The organism is Streptomyces sp. NPDC091371, assembly GCF_040684275.1.
Taxonomy (GTDB): Bacteria; Actinomycetota; Actinomycetes; order Streptomycetales; family Streptomycetaceae; genus Streptomyces.
The window spans coordinates 35,474-55,267 of record NZ_JBFBFP010000048.1 but is presented as its reverse complement, the minus strand read 5'-3'; the positions used below and the strand labels follow the sequence as shown (position 1 = coordinate 55,267).

Genomic DNA, 19,794 nt, shown 5'->3' with positions numbered 1-19,794 from the left:
GGGTCGGGGGTGCCGGCGACGAGGGGGGCGCCGGCGCGCTGGGCGATGTGGCGGGCGGCGACCTTGTCGCCGAGGTCGCGGATGGCCTGCGGCGGGGGGCCGATCCAGGTCAGGCCGGCGTCGATGACGGCCTGTGCGAAGTCGGCGTTCTCGGACAGGAATCCGTATCCGGGATGGATGGCGTCCGCACCGGAGTCGGCGGCGGCCTGGAGGACCTTGGAGATGTCCAGGTAGCTCGCGGCCGGGGTGTCACCGCCCAACGCGAACGCTTCGTCGGCCGCGCGGACGTGCAATGCGTCCCGGTCCGGATCGGCGTAGACGGCTACGCTCGCGATCCCGGCGTCCCGGCAGGCCCGGGCAACGCGGACAGCGATTTCGCCACGGTTGGCGATGAGCACCTTGCGCACGACAACTCCTTCTGTGATTCGTGCCGGTCGGCGACGATCGGGGGTTCCCACCGTCGCGAAGGCTCGGTCACTACTGCTCGATGGGGGAGGTCAGGACGGCCACCGCGGCGGCGAACCCCGGTTCGCACGGAACGTCCCGGACCGTCCAGCCGACGGGGCGGGCGGGGCACCCGGCGCCGCCGTCGCCCAGGTAGTCGGCGTCCAGCGGCCGCCGCAGTCCGGTGCCCAGTCCCTTGAGATAGGCCTCTTTGCGCGCCCAGAGCCGCGCGAAATGCTCCGGCCGGTCGGCCGCCGGCCGGGCATGCAGCTCCGCCTGCTCCGCCGGGTGCAGCCGGCCGCCGCACAACTCGACCGTCGATGCTCCCGGCAGGCGCTGGACGTCCACGCCGATCACCTGCCCGGCGATGCCCAGCAACGCCACTCCTCCGCTGTGCGAGAGGGAGAAGTGCAGCGCGGGCGGGTGGCCGGCCAGCACGGGACGGCCGCCCGCCTCGCGGCGCAGCGCCACGTCCTCGGGCAGGACGCCGAGGCGCTCCCCGAGGAGCCGGCGCAGGGCCACGTGCGCCGCGATGTACGGTTCGGCACGCGCCGGCCGGCGGAAGGAGGCGGCCCGCCGCCGTTCCGCCGCGTCCAGCACGGCAAGTTCCGCGGTGCCGGGCGGTCCCGAGGGACGGACCAGCCACAGCTCCGCGTCCGCGCAACCCGACCAGGGGATCCGCACCGCGCTCGGCGCCGTACCGACGTCCCTGGGGTCAGCTGCTGTCCAGTGCACGATCGGGTCTCCTTGTGGGCGCGGGAGGGCACGCCGTCAGATCGACAGGCCTCCGTCGATCTCCAGGACGGTGCCGGTGACGTACTGCGCCGACACGAGATAGGAGATGGCCTCGGCGACGTCCTCCGGGCTGCCGAAGCGGCGCAGGGAGATGCCTTTCTTCGCGTTCTCCCGGTAGGCGTCGGACAGTCCGGACACCATGTCGGTGTCGATGAAGCCGGGGGCCACCGCGTTCACCCGGATCCCGTAGCGGCCGACCTCCTTGGACAGGGCCTTGCTGAATCCGATGATTCCGGCCTTGGTCGCGGAGTAGTTGGTCTGCGTCGCGTTCCCGTGCACGCCGGCGACGGAGGAAAGGTTGACCACGCAGCCGGACTTCCGCTTCATCATGCCGAACACGGCCGCCCGGGCGACGTGGAAGGTACCGGTCAGATTGACGTCGACGACGTCCTTCCAGTCCTCGTCCTTCATCATGACCAGCGGCGTGTCGCGGACGATGCCGGCGGAGTTGACGACGACGTCCAGCGGCCCGAGCTCCCTCTCGGTGTCCTGCACCCAGGCGCGCACCGCTTCGGCGTCGGTGACGTCCACCTGGCGGCCCACCACGTGAACGCCCAGCTCGGCGGCCTCCTTCTCGAGGCTCTGCACGGCGTCGGAGTGGTTCTGGTAGCAGAACGCCACCTGGTATCCGTCGCGCGCGAGCCGCAGCACGACAGCGCGCCCGATGCCCCGCGAGCCACCGCTGACGAGGGCGGTCTTGAGGTTTTCGTGGGCCATGTGACAACTCCCGGAATGGTTATCTCGTGAAAGGGGGACACGGTGGACGGCGCGCAATGGGCCGACAGGAACGCGGAAGGCCGCTGCACGGGCAGCGGCCTTCCGCGTTGCGTGGGCATGGTCGCCGCACCGACCTTTGTGGTCTCACGGATTCGCGTTCGCGTTTCCTGTGGATCCGGCACGCACGGGACCGAATCCTCGTAAACAGGTTCTTCGAGGCGGCGACTAAATTCAATGCGGTGTCGGCTAAGTTTGCGCTAGGTGTTCTACGCGCCTTCGCACAATTCGGCGACCTTGGTGTCCATCTTCTTCGGAGTCGGTACCGCCTCTCAAGATTCCCGGATCCAGGATTCCGTCCGCTTTGCAAACCGAGCTGAACGAGATACAGGGGAGCGTCAGCTCCCGGTGTGCCGGACGTCAGTGCCGCCGGCCTTGAGGGTGCTCCGGTACCAAGGGGCGGCGCGGCGGAACCCGTCGGCGAAGCCGGGGCCCGGATCACGCCGGAGGTCGGACCAGAGCGGAGTGCTGTCGAAGTGGTGATCGGTTGTCAGCATGTCCAGTACGGAGGACGGTTGGCCGTTCTCCGTCAGGATCGCCCGGGCCTGCTCGACGGTGAGCTCCCCTTCCGGCCAGGGGGTGGCGGCGCACTCGGCGACGGCCCGCAGCAGGGCCTCGGCGGTGACGGGCACCGGATGGGCGGCGTGGTAGACGGACGTGCTCAGCGCGGAGGCCGGCGCGAGCGCGGTGGCCACCAGCAGCCCGGCCAGGTCCCCGACGCTGATCAGCGAGAGCAGGGAGGGCCAGCCCGCCACCGTGCCCGGCAGGGTGAGCGGAATCCGGGTCAGCCCGGGGCCCACCCAGGTGTCCCCTTCCCCGTAGACCAGATGCGGCCGCAGGACGATGCCGCCGGCCGAGAGGACGGCGTCCTCGGCGACGGCCCGCGTGCGGGACGTGGGTGACCCCGGGTTGCGGGTGAGCTCCTCGGGCCGGCTGCCGCGGAAGGTGCCGCGGCCGTAGACGGACGCCGTGCTGAGAAGGACGATGCGGGACACCCCCGCGCGGCGCGCCTCCTCGACGAGGGCGGTGGTGCCACGGGCGTTGACGGCCTCGTTGGCCTCGACGGTTCCGCCGACCTGGGAGGCGCAGTGGATCAGGATGTCGACGCCGTCGCACACCCCGTGCAGGGTGGCGGGGTCGGCGAGATCTCCCGGGACGACCGGGTGGCCGGAGTCGGATACGGGCCGGCGGTGCGACATGAGCCGCAGAGCGGCCTGCTTCCGCTCGGCTTCGCGGGTGACGCGACCGCCCACGAAACCGGACGCACCGGTGATCAGGATGGTGGCCATACTGCACTCCAGGTGGGGCGTCGGTTCAGCGAGTGCGGGGGCTGACGAGGAGCTCGGCCGTGAAGACGGTCTCCTCGTCCTGTGTGCCGCTCACCTTCACCAGCACGTTGCCCGTGGTGCCGTGGCTCTCGGTGCGCGCCTCGATCCAGCAGGGGGTGTCGAGCTCGGCGTAGCGCGCGAACTCGCTCTTCAGGCCGAGCACGAGGGCGTCGGGCATCCCGGTCGAGGCGTGGGCGGCCTGCCGGGCGGCCTCCAGCAGCACCATGCCGGGTACGTGGTCCACCGGGTGGTCGAAGTAGGTCGGGTGGGCGGTGTCGACCCGCAGCTCCCAGCGGTTCCCCGCGTTCTGCCCGGGCCGGGCGAGCACGACGTTCAGGGCGTTGGTGTGGCCGACGGAGGCCGGGTCGATCGCCGGCGGCGCCATGCGGTCGGTGGTGGTGGGGCGGTCGCACCGCAGCCGTCGGTACACGCTCGGGTTCATGCACCGGAAGGCCGCTCCGCCGGTGGCCAGCGCCTTGCCGCCGCGCAGCACGGTGACGTCGTAGCGCATGGCGCTGAGCGAGCCGCCCCGGCGGACGATGTCGCTGCACTCCGTGCGCAGTTCGATCTCGGTGGGGACGGTTTCCGCGGCGAGGAGCTCGGGCTCGGCGGTGAAGGACATGTCCCACATCAGGAACTGGTGTCCGAAGGGGACCCCGAACTCGGCGTGGGCGAGGAGGGATCCGACCTGCCGGACGGATTCGATCAGGAGCATGGGGTCCTGGTAGCCGCCGCCCGGCGCGAACAGCGAGTGGCTGCGCGGCCATTGGGCCCGGACGACGAAGCCGTCCTGCTCGTCCTCACCGGAGCCCGCGAGTCCGTCGGCCTCCCAGCCGGTCAGGAGAACCTCCGACACGGCGGCGCGGTGGACGAACTCGCGCGGAACCGTCGTGGTCAGACGGGGGTACAGCGGCGTCTTCATGGGGGCCCGGGTGGCGAGGGTTCCCACCGCTCCGGTGAGTGCCTCGGGGGACTTGGGGGCGAGGTACGGCATCGCATGCTCCTGTCAGTTTCCGGTCAGGGGGGAGCAAGCAGGCCGTACGCCGGCAGCCACCCCCCGTGGCCGACGATCTGCGAGACACAAGATACAGACAGGTCAGTTCGGTTTTTCAAGTAAAGATTTGCCCCTCTCGTCACACGCGCCCCACGAGCGCCACCCCATGGTGACGATATGCCCCTATTTGTTCCATCGTGGAGTCAAAACATGCAGCCCTGTACGGTTGTGGCCGAACATTGCGGCCGGATTCCTCCCCCGCGCAGGCCCGCCCGGATGGGCGGGCATCCCGTCAAGTAGCCGTAAATACTGGGCTGTTGCAGGTCACCGTGCTGACGTTAAGCCGGGGTCGGGGCGGTGCAACGCCACATCAAGATCAGTTGACAATCAGACAAGTCTGTTTGGTATGTTCGTGGTCGTGAGCGTTCAACAGCCCGCGATGACGTGACTGTGACTCAGGAGGGGCAGATGAATCGGCAGGCCGTGGATCTACTTGAACCGACACCGGAGCGCTATCTCCCGCACCGCCCGACCGTCGTCCAGCCCCAGCGGGCGGCCGCCCCGCAGGGCTCCGGCCAGGAGGGGGCGCTGCGCGTCCTGGTCGTCGAGAACGACCCCCGGGCCGCCGACGCGCTCCTCAAGGGCCTGGCGCGGCAGGGTTTCACCGCCCGCAGTGTGGACACCGGCGCCGAGGCGCTGCGCGCGCACCACGACGCCGACCTGCTGCTGCTCGACCTCGACCTGCCCGACCTGGACGGTCTGGAAGTGTGCCGGGGCATCCGGGCGGTCAGCGACACCCCGATCATCACCGTCACCGCGCGCGGCTCCGAGCTCGACCGGGTGCTCGGCCTGCAGGCGGGCTCCGACGACTACCTCGTCAAGCCCTACGGCTTCCGCGAGCTGCTGGCCCGGATGGAGGCGGTGATGCGCCGGGTGCGCACGCAGCCGACCGCGGCCCGGCTCATCAGCCACGGGTCGCTGCGGATCGACGCCGGCGCCCGGGTGGCCACGCTGGACGGGGATCCGGTGGACCTGACCCGCAAGGAGTTCGACCTGCTGCACCTGCTGGCCTCGCAGCCCGGCACCGTCATCCCGCGGCGCCAGATCATGGCCCAGGTGTGGGACGACGCCTGGTCCCCCCAGGGCCGCACCGTGGACACCCATGTCAGCACCCTGCGCAGCAAGCTCGGCTCCAGTGAGTGGATCACCACCGTCCGCGGAGTCGGCTTCCGGCTCGGACATCCGTAGGCCGCCGGACGGCCGTGTGGCCCGTGCATCTGACGGATCCCCTGCGTGAGCGTTATGATACAGACAAGTCTGTTAAATACGGGGTTTCATGGTGAGGATCTGGCATGGCTCAACAGGAACGTGGAAAGCGATCGAGGCGTTCGATCCTCGAGGCGGCCGCGCAGGTGTTCGACGAACGCGGCTATGACGCGGCGAGCACCAACGAGATCCTGGCCCGCACCGGGCTCACCCGCGGTTCGCTGTACCACCATTTCCCCTCCAAGGAGGCCATCGCGCTGGCCTTGGTGGACGCGCACGCCGAGGCCCTGGAGGCGCCGGACCAGCCGGTGAAGCTCCAGGCGGTGATCGACCTGACCCTGGAATTCGCCAGGGGACTCCAGACCAACCCGGTGCTCCGGGCCAGCGTGCGCCTGACGGTCGAGCAGACGTCCTTCTCCTGCCCGCCGGAGACCGCGTACGAGCAGTCCAGTACGGCCATCATCGAACTGCTGCGGCAGGGCCAGGAGCAGGGCGAGATCCTGCCGGGTGTGGACGTGAAGGAGGCCGCGGCGACCATCGTCGGCTCCTTCACCGGTCTCCAGATCATGTCCCAGGCGTACACCGGCCGGGCTGACCTGCCCGAACGGGTCAGCGTGTTCTGGCAGTTCATGCTGCCGGGCCTGGCCTACCCCGGCCTGATCGGGCGGCTGCGCACCACCCTGCCGCCGGTCGCCGAAGCGGGCTGATGCCCTGATGCCCTGGCGCCCGGACCGGCGGTTGGCCGGTCCGGGCACCAGGGCATCACGCGTGCTCGGGCCCGGACGGGTCCCGCTCACCGCCGGCCGGGCAGAACAGCGGACGCAGCAGCTCCCAGAGCCGCTGCGAGGTATTGGCGTCCCACCATCCGGGGTCGGAGTGCCCCAGCGACTCGAGTCCGGCGGCCACCACCACGGCCAGGTCGGCCAGGTCCTGCGCCGGGGGTGCGGCCTCGTGATGGGCGTCCGCGACCCGCTGGTGCACCAGGGCCAGCAGGTCGTCGCGGAGGGTCGGCGGTCCTGCCGACCCGTCCACCGCGAGCTGCATGCCCGCCCGGACGACCTTCTCCCTGAGCAGGGCCCCGCCCAGGGCGACGAAGAAGCGCTCCGGCGCGTCGGCCGGCGTCCCCTCGAACGCCTCCTCCGTCAGCGCGACGACCCGGCGGTGCGCCTGGTCGTACACGGCGGCGGTGAGCGCCGCGGTGGAGGAGAAGTGGTGGTAGAGGGCCCCGCGGCTCACTCCCGCCTTGTTGCAGATGTTGACCAGACCCGCATCGGAGGGCCGACCGTCCGCGATCAGCTCGGCCGTGGCACGGACGAGAGCCTGACGGGTCTGTTCGGACCGCGTCTGCATCAGGCTGCACCCGCCTTCTCTTTCTTCACAGCATGTGTACTGCATACGTAACTCGCTGGCGCCGGGACCGGCGGCCGAGGCCAAATCATACAACCATGCCTGTTTCCCTGGGTACCCCCGCTGGGAAATTCTCCCCGCCGTCCGCAATGCGTCCTTCAATGTCCGCCATCTGGACCGCGCTTGTCCGAAAATATCCCTCGCGCTCCACGGCTTGAAGTCATTGACAATCAGACAGGTCTGTTTGTTACGTTGGCTGTTGATGTTGTGCCATGGCACCGAAGCGTTGAGGAGCCCGATGAGCAGCACGACCGCCCCCGCCGTGGGAAGCGGATTCAGCGAAGCCCTGCACGAAGGCCTGGTCCGCGCAGCGGCCCGGATGACGCTGCGTCCGCGGCCCGCGGCCGGGACCGCCACCCTCATCCGGCCGGCCGGTGAGGCCCTGGGAGCGTGGCAGGCCGAGGCGGTCCTGGACCGGTTCGCCGCCCGGCTGCCCGGCGTACTCGCGCCGGCGGAGGCCGAGGTACCCGCGCTGCGCGCCGCGCTGCGGGAGTTCGGCCGCGCCGTCCTGGCGCGCGCCACCGGCCCGGCCGGGGACGGCGGCGCGCAGCCCGCCCCGATCGCCCCTCCCACGGCCTCGCCCCACCAGGTGGTCGCCGCGGCAGCGCTGCTGATGGAGTGTGCGCTGCTGCACGTACTGGAGAGCGGCATCGTGCACAACGAGACCGGGCTGCTGCGTGCGGCCGCGGTCGTCCAGCGCCTCGGCGAGTCCCTGCGGGACACCGCGGACGCGGTGTGGTCCGGCGACGACGGCTGGAACGAACGCCGCCGGCTGACCCGGCAGCTGCACGACGAACTCGGCGGCGCCCTGGCCACCGCCCGGCTCAGCCTCGACTCCGCGACCCGCGACCCCGGGGCCCGTGACACCCATCTCGCCGCCGCGGGCCGGGCGTTGGCCGAGGCCGCCCAGGAGAACCGGGCGCTGATCGACGGGATGCGGCGCCGCTGCGACCTGCCGCCGCTGCGCGAGGCCCTGGAGTCCTTCCTCGGCGGACTCCGCGCCCGGGGCGGCCCCCCGGTCAAGACGTCCGTCCAGGTCGTCGGGGACGAGCTGAGGCTGACCGAGCGGTACCGGGTGGAGGTCTACTTCGCGCTGCGCGAGGCGCTGCGCGACCGCGTGGTGCGCTCGGGCGCGCGGCAGGTGGCGGCCGAAGTGCGCATCACCAGGCGCTGGCTGTACGCGAAGGTGACCGACGACGGGAACGGGCCGGCCGAGGGCGGGGCCGGCGACCTGTGGTTCCTCACCGAGCGGATCGAGGACCTCGGCGGCCGCGCGGCCGTCGCCCCCGGCGAGGCCGCCGGCACCGTGGTGGAGATCCACCTGCCGCTGCGCTAGCGCGGCCCCGGGCCTCCCGGCGGCCCGTCTTTGCATTCCTCTGATGTTCGCCACACCTGGCCCTGTCAGTCATGAGAATGCATGACAGAACATCACGGAGATCTGAATCGGGGCGTATTGAAGTCCCTTTCGATTCCGAAGAAGCTCATTACTAACCTCGAAACCATTGCGCACTGATCGCCGCTCGGTCTTCGAACTGCTTCCGCATTCGCGTTGCGTCGACGCGCTGATGCTCTGACCCCGAAGGAATCCCTGAAATGGCCGAGGAGAGGTACATGGACGCTGCAGTAATTGTCGTGGGCGCAGGGCCGGCCGGGCTGATGCTCGCCGCCGAACTGCGGCTCGCGGGAGTTGATGTGATCGTCCTGGAGCGCCTCGAAAAGCGCACCGGTGAATCCCGGGGCCTGGGATTCACCGCGCGGACCATGGAGGTCTTCGCCCAGCGCGGGATCCTGTCCCGCTTCGGCGAGATCGAGACCAGCACCCAGGGACACTTCGGCGGCCTTCCCGTCGACTTCGGTGTGCTCGAGGGCGCCTGGCAGGCCGCGAAGACCGTGCCGCAGTCCGTCACCGAGACCCACCTCGAGGAATGGGCGGCCGGCGTCGGCGCGGACATCCGCCGCGGCCACGAGCTGCTCTCCCTGAAGGACGACGGCGACGGCGTCGAGGTCGAGGTCCGCGGCCCGGACGGCACCCACACGCTGCGCGCCGCCTACCTGGTGGGCTGCGACGGTGGGCGCAGCAAGGTGCGCAAGGCCGCCGGCTTCGACTTCCCCGGCACCTCGGCGACGATGGAGATGTTCCTCGCCGACCTCAAGGGCGTCGACCTCGAGCCGCGCATGATCGGCGAGACCCTGCCCGGCGGCATGGTCATGGTCGGCCCGCTGCCCGGAGGCATCACCCGCATCATCGTCTGCGAGCGCGGCACCCCGCCCCAGCGGCGTGAGGTCCCGCCCTCCTTCCAGGAGGTCGCCGATGCCTGGAAGCGCCTGACCGGCGAGGACATCTCGCACGCCGAGGCGGTGTGGGTCAGCTCCTTCGGCGACGCCACCCGCCAGGTCACCGAATACCGCCGCGGCCGCGTCATCCTGGCCGGCGACTCCGCGCACACCCACCTGCCCGCCGGCGGCCAGGGCATGAACACCAGCATCCAGGACGCGGTGAACCTCGGCTGGAAGCTCGCCGCCACCGTCAAGGGCCGCGCCCCGCAGGACCTGCTCGACACCTACCACAGCGAGCGGCACGCGGTGGGCAAGCGGCTGCTGATGAACACCCGAGCCCAGGGCCTGCTCTTCCTCAGCGGCCCCGAGGTCCAGCCGCTGCGCGACGTGCTGTCCGAGCTCATCCAGTACGACGACGTCAGCAAGCACCTCGCCGCCATGGTGAGCGGCCTGGAGATCACCTACGACATCGGCAGCGGCACCCACCCGCTGCTCGGCAAGCGGATGCCGCAGGCCGGCCTGACCGTCGGCGACCGGACGACCGACAGCACCGCGCTGCTGCACTCCGCCCGCGGCGTGCTCCTCGACCTGGAGGACAACCCGCGGCTGCGCGCCCGCGCCGCCGCCTGGGCCGACCGCGTGGACATCGTCACCGCCACGGCGGACGGCGTCTCCGCCGCCAGCGGGCTCCAGGGGACCTCGGCCGTGCTGATCCGCCCCGACGGCTACGTCGCCTGGGCCGCGCCCGGCAGCCACCACGACCTGCCCATGGCCCTGGAGCGCTGGTTCGGCCGTCCCCGGTCGGCATGAGCCGCCGCGCCCGAACAATCTGACTGCATGTCAATTGGAGGAACACCCATGGCCACGCCGGAAGCAACGATCGCACGTGCCCACGCCGGTCCGGCGGAGGAGCGTCGGGACGTCGTGGACGCGGCCCGTGGCGTCTTCGCCCGCGAGGGCTGGACGCACACCACCGTCGAGGACGTCGCCGCCCGGGCGGGCGTCGCGCCGGAGACGGTCGCGCACTACTTCAGGGACAAGGAGCAGCTGCTCCTGACCGTCCTGCTGGAGAGCGCCGCCTCGGTCGCCGCCGCGCTGACCGTGGTCGCCGAGAACCACCTCGTCGAGGTGACCGACCTGGAGCAGGACCTCGGCGCCCTCGGCCGCGCCTGGCTGACGCCGCTGACCGTCTTCCCCGAGCACTTCGCCATCGTCCGGCACATCAGTGCCGAGATCGGCCGGCTGCCCGCAGGACTGTGGGAGATGTGGCAGAACGCCGGCCCCCGGCAGGCCCAGCGGGAGCTGGCGCGCCGCCTGCAGCGCCTCGCGGACCTGGGACTGCTGGACATCGCCGAGGCCGACCACGCCGCCGGCCGGTTCATCCAGCTCGTCGCGGGAGGCGTCGTACAGCGCTCCTTCCACGGAGCCGTCCCGCTCTCCGACTTCGAGACGGACGAGCTCATCAACCACGGGGTGGCCGACTTCATCCGTCTGTTCAGCCCCACAGCCTCCCGTTGACCCACGGAAGAGAGAAGAGATGCACAGCACCCTGATCGTGGCCCGGATGGACGTCGACTCGAGCGCGGAAGTCGCCAAGCTCTTCGCCGAGTTCGACCAGAGCGAGATGCCGCACCGCATGGGCACTCGCCGCCGCCAGCTTTTTTCGTACAACGGCCTGTATTTCCACCTGCAGGACTTCGACACGGACAACGGCGGCGAACTCATCGAGGAAGCCAAGACCGACCCGCGGTTCATGCAGATCAGCCAGGACCTGAAGCCGTTCATCGAGGCCTACGACCCGAAGACCTGGCGTTCCCCGGCCGATGCGATGGCCACCCGTTTCTACAACTGGACGGCTTCTCAGTGAAGCCGTCGTACGCCGACATGAGGGGAGGCCACACATCGTGGGCCGCCGCGTAGTGATCACGGGAGTCGGGGTGCTGGCGCCGGGCGGAATCGGCGCCAAGAACTTCTGGAGTCTGCTGAGCGAAGGACGCACAGCGACCCGGGGGATCACCTTCTTCGACCCCTCCCAGTACCGCTCCAGGGTCGCGGCCGAGGCCGACTTCGACCCCGAACTGCACGGGCTGACCCCGCAGGAGATCCGCCGCATGGACCGCGCCGCCCAGTTCGGCGTGGTGGCGGCACGCGAGGCGCTGGCCGACAGCGGTCTCGACCTCGCCGGGTTCGACCCGCACCGCACCGGTGTCACCATCGGCAGTGCCGTGGGCGCGACCACCGGACTCGACGACGAGTACCGGGTCGTCAGCAACGACGGCCGGCTCGACCTGGTCGACCACACCTACACCCCGCAGCACCTCTACAACTACTTCGTGCCGAGCTCGTTCTCGGCGGAGGTCGCCTGGGCGGTCGGCGCCGAGGGCCCGGCCACCGTGGTGTCCACCGGCTGCACCTCCGGCCTCGACTCCGTCGGCCACGCCGTGGAGCTGATCCGCGAGGGCACCGCCGACGTGATGATCGCCGGCGCCACGGACGCCCCGATCTCACCGATCACGATGGCGTGCTTCGACGCGATCAAGGCGACGACCCCGCGCAACGACGACCCCGAGCACGCCTCGCGGCCCTTCGACGGCACCCGCAACGGCTTCGTGCTCGGCGAGGGCTCCGCGGTGTTCGTCCTGGAGGAGTACGAGAGCGCGAAGAAGCGCGGAGCGCACATCTACGCGGAGATCGCCGGCTACGCCTCGCGCTGCAACGCCTTCCACATGACGGGCCTGCGCCCCGACGGCCGCGAGATGGCCGAGGCGATCAACGTCGCGATGGCCGAGGCGCGGATGAACCCCGAGGCCGTCGACTACATCAACGCGCACGGCTCGGGGACCAAGCAGAACGACCGCCACGAGACGGCGGCGTTCAAGCTCAGCCTCGGCCGGCACGCGTACCGCACCCCGGTGAGCTCCATCAAGTCGATGGTGGGTCACTCGCTGGGCGCGATCGGCTCGATCGAGATCGCCGCCTCCGTGCTGGCGATGGAGAACAACGTGGTGCCGCCCACCGCGAACCTGCACACGCCCGACCCCGAGTGCGACCTCGACTACGTCCCGCTCGTCGCGCGCGAGCACCGGACCGACGCGGTGCTGACGGTCGGCAGCGGATTCGGCGGGTTCCAGAGCGCGATGGTGCTGGCCCGTCCCGAGAGGAGCACGGCATGAGCGGCAAGGCAGTTGTCACCGGAATCGGCGTCGCCACCGCCAACGGGCTCGGTGTGGAGGACTTCTGGGCCGCCACCCGGGTCGGCAAGAACGCCATCGACCGCATCACCCGGTTCGACGCGACGCAGTACCCGTCCCGGCTGGCCGGCGAGATCCACGGCTTCGAGGTCCAGGACCACCTGCCGGGCCGGCTGATCCCGCAGACGGACCGGATGACCCAGCTCGCCCTGGTCGCCGCGGACTGCGCCTTCGAGGACGCGGGCGTCAAGCCCGGGGACATCCCCGAGTACGACATGGGCGTCGTGACGGCCTCCACCTCGGGCGGCTTCGAGTTCGGCCAGAACGAGCTCAAGAAGCTCTGGAGCCAGGGCAGCAACCACGTCAGCGCCTACCAGTCCTTCGCCTGGTTCTACGCGGTCAACAGCGGCCAGATCTCCATCCGCAACGGCATGCGCGGCCCCAGCGGTGTGGTCGTCAGCGACCACGCGGGCGGGCTCGACGCCATCGCCCAGGCCCGCCGGCAGATCCGCAAGGGCAGCAAGCTGATCTTCTCGGGCGGTTTCGACGCCTCGATCTGCCCCTGGGGCTGGGTCGCGCAGATCGCCGGCGGGCGGCTGTCCACCAGCGAGGACCCGGAGCGCGCCTACCTGCCGTTCGACGACAACGCCCAGGGCTACGTGCCCGGCGAGGGCGGTGCGCTGCTGATCCTCGAGGAAGAGGAGACGGCCCGCGCCCGCGGCGCCGAGAACATCTACGGCGAGATCGCCGGTTACGGGGCCACCTTCGACCCGAAGCCCGGCAGCGGCCGTGAGCCCGGCCTGCGCCGCGCCATCGAGGTCGCGCTCGCCGACGCCGGCGTCGAGGCGGGTGATGTCGACGTGGTCTTCGCCGACGCGGCCGGCACCCCGTGGCTGGACCGCCAGGAGGCCGACGCCATCACCGCCGTCTTCGGCCCGTCCGGCGTGCCCGTCACAGCGCCCAAGACGATGATCGGCCGCCTGTACTCGGGCGCCGCCCCGGTGGACGTCGTCTCGGCCCTGCTCGCCATCCGCGAGGGCCTGATCCCGCCCACCACCAACGTGGAGCAGTCGGCCGCCTACGACATCGACCTGGTCACCGGGCAGCCGCGCACCGCCTCGGTGCGCACCGCCCTCGTGCTGGCCCGCGGCTACGGCGGTTTCAACTCGGCGCTGGTCGTCCGCGCGACGGACTGACGCGGGGGACCGACCGCCCCAGGACAGCGCCCGGTGCCGGCCGTCCCCCTGGCCGGAGCCGGGCGCTCCACGCTCTTTTCCCCATCCGCACACGGATGCGGCAGATCTCAGGAAGGGACACCACATGTCCGAGCAGAAATTCACCGTCGAGAACCTCAAGCGCATCCTGCGCGAGGGTGCCGGTGCCGACGAGGGCGTCGACCTCGACGGCGACATCCTCGACACCGACTTCGAGGAGCTGGGCTACGAGTCCCTGGCCCTGCTGGAGACCGGCGGCCGCATCGAGCGCGAGTACGGCATCTCCCTGGACGACGACATCTTCGTCGACAACCGCACCCCGCGGAGCCTCGTCGCGGCCGTCAACGAGTACTTCAAGGACCTCGTCGCGCCGTAGCCCCACCGTGGCCGCCGGGCCCGCCCGGCGGCCGCTCCGTCACCGTGCCCCCGTGCCCCCGTGCCCCCTTTGGAGAAGAAACACATGTCGCAGCAGGACAAGCGGGTCGCCCTCGTCACCGGCGCCACCAGCGGGATCGGGCTCGCCGTCGCCCGCCTCCTGGCCACCCAGAACCACAAGGTGTTCATCGGCGCCCGCGACGTCGAGAACGTCGCCGAGACCGTCAAGGAGCTCCAGGCCGAGGGCCTGGAGGTCGACGGCACCACGCTCGACGTCCGCTCCACCGACGACGCGCGTGCCTTCGTACAGGCCGCCGTCGACCGGTTCGGCACCGTCGACGTGCTGGTCAACAACGCCGGCCGCAGCGGCGGCGGGATCACCGCCGACATCGACGACGAGCTGTGGCACGACGTCATCGACACCAACCTCAACAGCGTGTTCCGGCTGACCCGCGAGGTGCTCACCACCGGCGGCCTGCGCCACAAGGACCGCGGCCGCATCATCAACATCGCCTCCACCGCGGGCAAGCAGGGCGTCGTCCTCGGCGCCCCGTACTCGGCCTCCAAGCACGGCGTCGTCGGCTTCACCAAGGCCCTCGGCAACGAGCTGGCCCCGACCGGCATCACCGTCAACGCGGTCTGCCCCGGCTACGTCGAGACCCCGATGGCGCAGCGCGTCCGCCAGGGCTACGCCAGCGCGTACGGCACCACCGAGGACGCGATCCTCGAGAAGTTCCAGTCGAAGATCCCGCTGGGCCGCTACTCCACCCCGGAGGAGGTCGCCGGCCTCGTCGGCTACCTGGCCTCGGACACCGCCGCCTCCATCACCTCGCAGGCGCTGAACGTCTGCGGCGGCCTCGGCAACTTCTGATCCGCCGACCCGCCCGAACGACCCCGACCCCAAGGAGAATGAGCATGTCGCAGCCCGGCCTGCGTGAGGTGGAGCACGAGATCACGGTCTCGGCACCGGCCCCCGCCGTCTACCGGCTGATCGCCGAGGTGGAGAACTGGCCCAGGATCTTCCCCCCGACCATCTACGTCGACCACGTCGAGAAGGGCGAGGGCACCGAGCGGATCCGCATCTGGGCCACCGCCAACGGTGAAGCCAAGAACTGGACCTCGCGCCGCACCCTCGACCCGGAGAACCTGCGGATCGACTTCCGCCAGGAGGTCTCCACCCACCCCGTCGCCGCGATGGGCGGCGCCTGGGTCATCGAGGCCGTCTCCGCCACCGAGTCGCGGATCCGGCTGCTGCACGACTACCGTGCCGTCGACGACGACCCGAAGGGCCTGGAGTGGATCGACGAGGCCGTCGACCGCAACTCCCGCTCCGAACTGGCCGCGCTGAAGAAGAACGTCGAACTGGCCCACGCCGCCGAGGACCTCACCTTCTCGTTCGAGGACACGGTCCACATCAACGGCTCCGCCAAGGACGTCTACGACTTCATCAACGAGGCCCGGCTGTGGCCCGAGCGGCTCCCGCACGTCGCCACCGTGCGGTTCGCGGAGGACACCCCGGGCCTGCAGGAACTGGAGATGGACACCCGCGCCAAGGACGGCTCGGTCCACACGACCAAGTCGTACCGGGTGACCTTCCCGCACGACAAGATCGCCTACAAGCAGGTCACCCTGCCGGCCCTGATGACCCTGCACACCGGCTACTGGACGTTCGAGGAGACCGCCGACGGCGTCGCCGCCTCCTCCCAGCACACGGTGACCCTCAACACCGGGAACATCACCAGGATCCTCGGCGCCGACGCCACCGTCGACGACGCCCGGGAGTACGTCCGCACGGCCCTGAGCACCAACAGCCGCGCCACTCTGGGCCACGCCAAGGAGTACGCGGAAGCCAAGGCCTGACCATGGCCGGGAACTACACGCAGACCCAGGTGATCGTGGTCGGCGCGGGTCCCGTCGGGCTGATGCTCGCCGGCGAGCTGCGCCTGGCCGGGGCGGACGTGGTGGTCCTCGAGAAGCTCACCGCGCCGACCACGGAGTCGCGGGCGTCCACCCTGCACGCCCGCACGATGGAGCTCCTCGACAGCCGCGGCCTGCTGGAACCGCTCGGTGACGTGCCGAACGACGTCATGGGCCACTTCGGAGGCATCCGGCTCGACCTCACCCTTCCCGGCCCCTACCCGGGCCAGTGGAAGGTCCCGCAGACCCGCATCGAGGAACTGCTCGGCGCATGGGCGGCGGACCTGGGAGCGGACGTCCGGCGCGGCCACGAGCTGACCGGGCTGACCGTCACCGGGACCCACGCCGAGGCCGAAGTACGCACCGCCGACGGAACCACCGAGGTGTTCCGGGCCGCGTACGTCGTGGGCTGCGACGGCGAGAACAGCGCCGTACGCCGCCTCGGCGGCTTCGACTTCCCCGGCGGCGGCGCCACCCGCGAACTGCTGCGCGCCGATGTGGCGGGCATCCGGATACCCGACCGCCGCTTCGAGCGGCTGGAGGGCGGACTCGCCATCGCCGCCCGGCGTCCCGACGGAGTGACCCGGGTGATGGTGCACGAGTTCGGCTCCGCGCCCCGCGACGGGAAGCCCGGGTTCGCCGACGTCGCCGACACCTGGAAGCGCGTCACCGGGGAGGACATCAGCGGGGGAACCCCGGTGTGGGTGAACTCCTTCGGCGACGCCAGGCGGCAGGCCGCCACCTTCCGCGACGGCCGGCTCCTGCTCGCCGGCGATGCGGCGCACCAGCAGATGCCCATCGGCGGCCAGGCCCTCAACCTCGGGCTCCAGGACGCCGTCAACCTCGGCTGGAAGCTGGCCGCACAGGTCCGCGGACACGCCCCGGACGGCCTGCTCGACAGCTACACCACCGAACGGCACGCCGTCGCCGAACGGACCCTCGGGAACATCGGCGCCCAGGCGCTGGTGCTGCTCGGCGGCCGCGAGGTCGACGCCGTCCGCGAGGTCTTCGCGGAGCTCACCGCCGGCGAGAACGTACGGCGCCACCTCGCCGGGATGATCTCCGGTCTGGACATCCGCCACGACGTGGGCGAAGGCCGGCACCCGCTGCTCGGCCGGCGCCTGCCGCACTGGCGGCTCGGCACCGCCGAAGGACAGATCACCGCCGGCCGGCTGCTGCGGTCCGGCCGGGGCCTGCTGCTCCTCCTCCCGGGCGACGACGCCCGCCACGAGGAGCTGCGCGCCGCCGCCGGGCCGTGGGCCGACCGGGTCCGCGCGGTGACCGTCCACTCCGTGTCCGGCGGCGAAACGGCGCCCGGCACCGGAGCCCTCCTCGTCCGCCCCGACGGCCACATCGTCTGGGCCGACGGGGACCACGAGACACCCCACGGCGTCACCACGGCCCTCGGCCGCTGGTTCGGCGCACCCGCGCGGCCGCGTACGGCGGCGGAGCACGACGCACCGACGGCACGGTCCGCGGTGACGGACAACGCCCCGGCACAGGCCGCGGCCACAGTAACGGCGAAGAAGGGCAGAACAGACATGGGCAGGCTCACGGGCAAGACCGCGCTCGTCACGGGTTCGAGCCGCGGCATGGGCCGCGCGTCCGCCATCCGGCTGGCGGCCGAAGGCGCACTGGTCGCGGTCCACTACACGAGCAACGAGGACGCCGCGGCCGACGTCGTCGCGACGATCGAGAAGGACGGCGGCCGCGCCTTCGCCATCCGCGCCGAACTGGGCGTCCCCGGCGACGTCCACGAGCTCTTCCTCGGCCTGGAGGACGGACTGCGCGAGCGCACCGGCTCCACCGACCTGAACATCCTGGTCAACAACGCCGGTGTGATGGGCGGCGTCAAGCCGGAGGACACCACGCCGGAGACCTTCGACCGGCTTTTCGCGGTCAACGCCAAGGCGCCGTTCTTCCTCATCCAGCGCGCGCTGAAGAACATGCCGGACGGCGGCCGAGTCATCAACATCTCCTCCGGCCTCACCCGCGTCGCGAACCCGGACGAGATCGCCTACGCGATGACCAAGGGCGCGGTCGAGCAGCTCGCCCTGCACTTCGCCAAGTACCTCGGCCCGCGCAACATCACCGTCAACAGCGTCGCGCCGGGTATCACCCGCAACGGCAACCCGGTCTTCGACATCCCCGAGGCGGTCGAGCAGATGGCGCAGCTGTCCGCCTTCGGCCGGGTCGGCGAGCCCGAGGACGTCGCCGACGTGGTGGCCTTCCTCGCCACCGACGAGGCCCGGTGGATCACCGGTTCCTTCGTCGACGCCACCGGCGGCACCCTCCTCGGCTGACCCGCCGAGGCGGGACATCGACCGGCCGGCCACGGAACCCCCGCCGTGGCCGGCCCCCCCACCCAACCCTTCCGGCGGAACGGGACCATGACGCTTTCGACGAACGCCCGCAGCACCGCTCCGGCCCCGGCCGGCGACCGGTGGACGCCGGCCCTGTGGGGCCTGCTGTTCGTGCTCGCGGGCAACATGCTCATCGACGCCCTCGAGGTGTCGGTCAGCCTCGTGGCCCTGCCCTCCATCGGCGGCGACCTGGGGCTGCCCGCCGCCCAGCTCCAGTGGGTGGTCAGCGGATTCGCCGCCGGCTTCGGCCCGCTGCTGCTGTTCGGCGGCCGCGTGGTCGCCATCCTCGGCCGCCGGCCCGTCTATCTGGCCGCCCTTGTCGTCTTCGCCGCCGCATCCCTCGTCAGCGCTCTCGCGCAGGGTCCGGAACTGCTCGTCGCCACCCGGTTCGTCAAGGGGTTCTGCGCCGCGCTCACCGCCCCGACCGGGCTCGCGATCATCCTGTCGGCCTTCCCGGAAGGCCCCGCCCGCAGCCGCGCGGTGTCCGTCTACTCCCTCTTCGGAGCCTGCGGATTCGCCACCGGCCTGCTGGTGTCCGGGCTCCTCACCGAAGCCGGCTGGCGCTGGACCTTCGCCTTCCCGGCCCCGGTCGCGCTGCTGCTGTTCCTCGCCGGGCTGCGCCTGGTCCCCGCCGACGACCCGGGCCGCGCCAAGCCCCGCCGGTACGACCTGGCGGGCGCCGTCAGCCTCACCGCCACGACGCTGCTCCTGGTCTACGCGCTCACCTCCGGCCCCCTGGACGGCTGGGACCACCCGCGCACCATCGGCGCGTTCGCCCTGGCCGCGCTGTCCGCCCTCGCCCACGTACGGGTGGAGCGGACGGCCCGGGAACCGCTGCTCCGCCTGGAACTCCTGCGCCACCCGGCCCTGGTGCGCTCCGCGCTCGGCGCCGCCGCGCTCAACGGCTCGTACCTGGGCCTGCTCCTGCTGAGCACCCTGCACCTGCAACAGCGGGCCGGCCTCGGCCCCCTGCAGACCGGACTCGCCTTCCTCCCGGCGAGCGCGCCGCTCGTGCTCAGCGCCCTGTTCTCCGGCCGGATGGCCGCCCGCTTCGGCACCGGCCGGCTGATCGCCGCCGGCGCCGGCGCCGCACTGCTCGGCGCTCTGCTGTACCCCGGGGACGCACCCGCGGACCTCCGGTACGCCACGGACGTGCTGCCCACCATGCTGCTGTTCGGCGCCGCGTTCGTCCTCGCCTTCGCCGCCTTCCACCTCCAGGCCACCACAGCGGTGCCCGCGGGGCGCCAGGCGGAGGCGAGCGGGCTCTACCAGACCGCCGTCCAGCTGGGCGCAGCACTGGCGACCGCCCTGACCGCCGCGCTGTACACGGAGTTCGGCCACCGCCCGGCGCTGCTGCTCGTCACGGCCGTCGCCCTGGCCGGCCTCCTCGTCGCCCTGCCCGGCCTGCGCAGGGCCCACTGACCCCCCACACCCCCCACACCGCTCCTC

19 protein-coding genes are annotated in these 19,794 nt (G+C 71.3%); 13 read left to right on the top strand and 6 right to left on the bottom strand.

The window, feature by feature from the left end; all coding sequences use genetic code 11:
- From AB0O21_RS33940 to AB0O21_RS33920, 5 genes are all read right to left on the bottom strand, one after another.
- The coding region (locus tag AB0O21_RS33940) for a biotin carboxylase N-terminal domain-containing protein (protein ID WP_365177639.1) at positions 1-407 on the bottom strand (407 nt) is incomplete at its 3' end.
- A 70-nt stretch (positions 408-477) separates the two neighbouring features.
- Complete coding sequence (locus AB0O21_RS33935; protein WP_365177636.1) at positions 478-1,179, bottom strand: 4'-phosphopantetheinyl transferase superfamily protein; 702 nt, start codon at positions 1,177-1,179, stop codon at positions 478-480.
- A 36-nt stretch (positions 1,180-1,215) separates the two neighbouring features.
- Entirely contained in the window at positions 1,216-1,956 is a 741-nt protein-coding gene (fabG, locus tag AB0O21_RS33930) for a 3-oxoacyl-[acyl-carrier-protein] reductase (protein ID WP_365177633.1), read from the bottom strand.
- Between the two features lie 395 nt (positions 1,957-2,351).
- Complete coding sequence (locus AB0O21_RS33925) at positions 2,352-3,302, bottom strand: NAD-dependent epimerase/dehydratase family protein (protein WP_365177630.1); 951 nt, start codon at positions 3,300-3,302, stop codon at positions 2,352-2,354.
- Positions 3,303-3,327: 25 nt separating this feature from the next.
- Positions 3,328-4,335 (bottom strand): ScbA/BarX family gamma-butyrolactone biosynthesis protein, encoded by a 1,008-nt coding sequence (locus tag AB0O21_RS33920; protein ID WP_365177627.1) that lies wholly within the window; start codon positions 4,333-4,335, stop codon positions 3,328-3,330.
- A gap of 483 nt (positions 4,336-4,818) precedes the next feature.
- On the opposite strand from AB0O21_RS33920, the gene AB0O21_RS33915 reads away from it, so the two are divergent.
- Positions 4,819-5,583 (top strand): response regulator transcription factor, encoded by a 765-nt coding sequence (locus tag AB0O21_RS33915; RefSeq protein WP_365177624.1) that lies wholly within the window; start codon positions 4,819-4,821, stop codon positions 5,581-5,583.
- 104 nt (positions 5,584-5,687) lie between these two features.
- The gene (locus tag AB0O21_RS33910; RefSeq protein WP_365177622.1) at positions 5,688-6,308 is read left to right on the top strand and encodes a ScbR family autoregulator-binding transcription factor; all 621 of its coding nucleotides are present in this window, start codon (positions 5,688-5,690) and stop codon (positions 6,306-6,308) included.
- 55 nt (positions 6,309-6,363) lie between these two features.
- Here AB0O21_RS33910 and AB0O21_RS33905 read toward each other — a convergent pair whose 3' ends face one another.
- Positions 6,364-6,951, bottom strand: coding sequence for a TetR/AcrR family transcriptional regulator (locus AB0O21_RS33905; protein ID WP_365177619.1), 588 nt, complete (start codon positions 6,949-6,951; stop codon positions 6,364-6,366).
- Between the two features lie 295 nt (positions 6,952-7,246).
- Here AB0O21_RS33905 and AB0O21_RS33900 point away from each other — a divergent pair, with 295 nt between their 5' ends.
- The 11 genes from AB0O21_RS33900 to AB0O21_RS33850 all read left to right on the top strand — a co-directional run bounded on the left by AB0O21_RS33900 (position 7,247) and on the right by AB0O21_RS33850 (position 19,767).
- Positions 7,247-8,344, top strand: a complete 1,098-nt coding sequence (locus AB0O21_RS33900; RefSeq protein WP_365177616.1) for a histidine kinase — start codon at positions 7,247-7,249, stop codon at positions 8,342-8,344.
- Positions 8,345-8,619: 275 nt separating this feature from the next.
- Positions 8,620-10,095 carry an FAD-dependent monooxygenase gene (locus AB0O21_RS33895; protein WP_365177614.1) on the top strand — a complete coding sequence of 492 codons (1,476 nt, stop codon included), beginning with the start codon at positions 8,620-8,622 and terminating at the stop codon, positions 10,093-10,095.
- 48 nt (positions 10,096-10,143) lie between these two features.
- Positions 10,144-10,803, top strand: a complete 660-nt coding sequence (locus AB0O21_RS33890; protein WP_365177611.1) for a TetR/AcrR family transcriptional regulator — start codon at positions 10,144-10,146, stop codon at positions 10,801-10,803.
- 19 nt (positions 10,804-10,822) lie between these two features.
- Positions 10,823-11,152 carry a TcmI family type II polyketide cyclase gene (locus AB0O21_RS33885; RefSeq protein WP_365177608.1) on the top strand — a complete coding sequence of 110 codons (330 nt, stop codon included), beginning with the start codon at positions 10,823-10,825 and terminating at the stop codon, positions 11,150-11,152.
- A 34-nt stretch (positions 11,153-11,186) separates the two neighbouring features.
- Positions 11,187-12,458, top strand: coding sequence for a beta-ketoacyl-[acyl-carrier-protein] synthase family protein (locus AB0O21_RS33880; protein WP_365177646.1), 1,272 nt, complete (start codon positions 11,187-11,189; stop codon positions 12,456-12,458).
- Entirely contained in the window at positions 12,455-13,672 is a 1,218-nt protein-coding gene (locus AB0O21_RS33875; RefSeq protein WP_365177605.1) for a ketosynthase chain-length factor, read from the top strand. Before AB0O21_RS33880 ends, AB0O21_RS33875 begins: the two co-directional genes overlap by 4 nt.
- 124 nt (positions 13,673-13,796) lie before the next feature.
- Entirely contained in the window at positions 13,797-14,066 is a 270-nt protein-coding gene (locus AB0O21_RS33870; protein ID WP_365177602.1) for an acyl carrier protein, read from the top strand.
- Between the two features lie 84 nt (positions 14,067-14,150).
- Complete coding sequence (gene fabG, locus AB0O21_RS33865) at positions 14,151-14,936, top strand: 3-oxoacyl-ACP reductase FabG (protein WP_365177599.1); 786 nt, start codon at positions 14,151-14,153, stop codon at positions 14,934-14,936.
- A 44-nt stretch (positions 14,937-14,980) separates the two neighbouring features.
- Entirely contained in the window at positions 14,981-15,925 is a 945-nt protein-coding gene (locus AB0O21_RS33860; RefSeq protein ID WP_365177596.1) for an aromatase/cyclase, read from the top strand.
- A 2-nt stretch (positions 15,926-15,927) separates the two neighbouring features.
- Positions 15,928-18,285 (top strand): SDR family oxidoreductase, encoded by a 2,358-nt coding sequence (locus AB0O21_RS33855; RefSeq protein ID WP_365177593.1) that lies wholly within the window; start codon positions 15,928-15,930, stop codon positions 18,283-18,285.
- 87 nt (positions 18,286-18,372) lie between these two features.
- Positions 18,373-19,767, top strand: coding sequence for an MFS transporter (locus tag AB0O21_RS33850; protein WP_365177590.1), 1,395 nt, complete (start codon positions 18,373-18,375; stop codon positions 19,765-19,767).
- Positions 19,768-19,794 lie beyond the last annotated feature (27 nt).

Excerpts from the sequence above, each read along its gene's own strand:
- AB0O21_RS33885 (WP_365177608.1), top strand. The coding sequence starts at position 10,823 with ATGCACAGCACCCTGATCGTGGCCCGGATGGACGTCGACTCGAGCGCG.
- AB0O21_RS33925 (WP_365177630.1), bottom strand. The coding sequence starts at position 3,302 with ATGGCCACCATCCTGATCACCGGTGCGTCCGGTTTCGTGGGCGGTCGC.
- AB0O21_RS33875 (WP_365177605.1), top strand. The coding sequence starts at position 12,455 with ATGAGCGGCAAGGCAGTTGTCACCGGAATCGGCGTCGCCACCGCCAAC.
- fabG (WP_365177633.1), bottom strand. The coding sequence starts at position 1,956 with ATGGCCCACGAAAACCTCAAGACCGCCCTCGTCAGCGGTGGCTCGCGG.
- AB0O21_RS33855 (WP_365177593.1), top strand. The coding sequence starts at position 15,928 with ATGGCCGGGAACTACACGCAGACCCAGGTGATCGTGGTCGGCGCGGGT.
- fabG (WP_365177599.1), top strand. The coding sequence starts at position 14,151 with ATGTCGCAGCAGGACAAGCGGGTCGCCCTCGTCACCGGCGCCACCAGC.
- AB0O21_RS33870 (WP_365177602.1), top strand. The coding sequence starts at position 13,797 with ATGTCCGAGCAGAAATTCACCGTCGAGAACCTCAAGCGCATCCTGCGC.
- AB0O21_RS33900 (WP_365177616.1), top strand. The coding sequence starts at position 7,247 with ATGAGCAGCACGACCGCCCCCGCCGTGGGAAGCGGATTCAGCGAAGCC.
- AB0O21_RS33850 (WP_365177590.1), top strand. The coding sequence starts at position 18,373 with ATGACGCTTTCGACGAACGCCCGCAGCACCGCTCCGGCCCCGGCCGGC.
- AB0O21_RS33905 (WP_365177619.1), bottom strand. The coding sequence starts at position 6,951 with ATGCAGACGCGGTCCGAACAGACCCGTCAGGCTCTCGTCCGTGCCACG.
- AB0O21_RS33860 (WP_365177596.1), top strand. The coding sequence starts at position 14,981 with ATGTCGCAGCCCGGCCTGCGTGAGGTGGAGCACGAGATCACGGTCTCG.
- AB0O21_RS33890 (WP_365177611.1), top strand. The coding sequence starts at position 10,144 with ATGGCCACGCCGGAAGCAACGATCGCACGTGCCCACGCCGGTCCGGCG.
- AB0O21_RS33920 (WP_365177627.1), bottom strand. The coding sequence starts at position 4,335 with ATGCCGTACCTCGCCCCCAAGTCCCCCGAGGCACTCACCGGAGCGGTG.
- AB0O21_RS33910 (WP_365177622.1), top strand. The coding sequence starts at position 5,688 with ATGGCTCAACAGGAACGTGGAAAGCGATCGAGGCGTTCGATCCTCGAG.
- AB0O21_RS33895 (WP_365177614.1), top strand. The coding sequence starts at position 8,620 with ATGGACGCTGCAGTAATTGTCGTGGGCGCAGGGCCGGCCGGGCTGATG.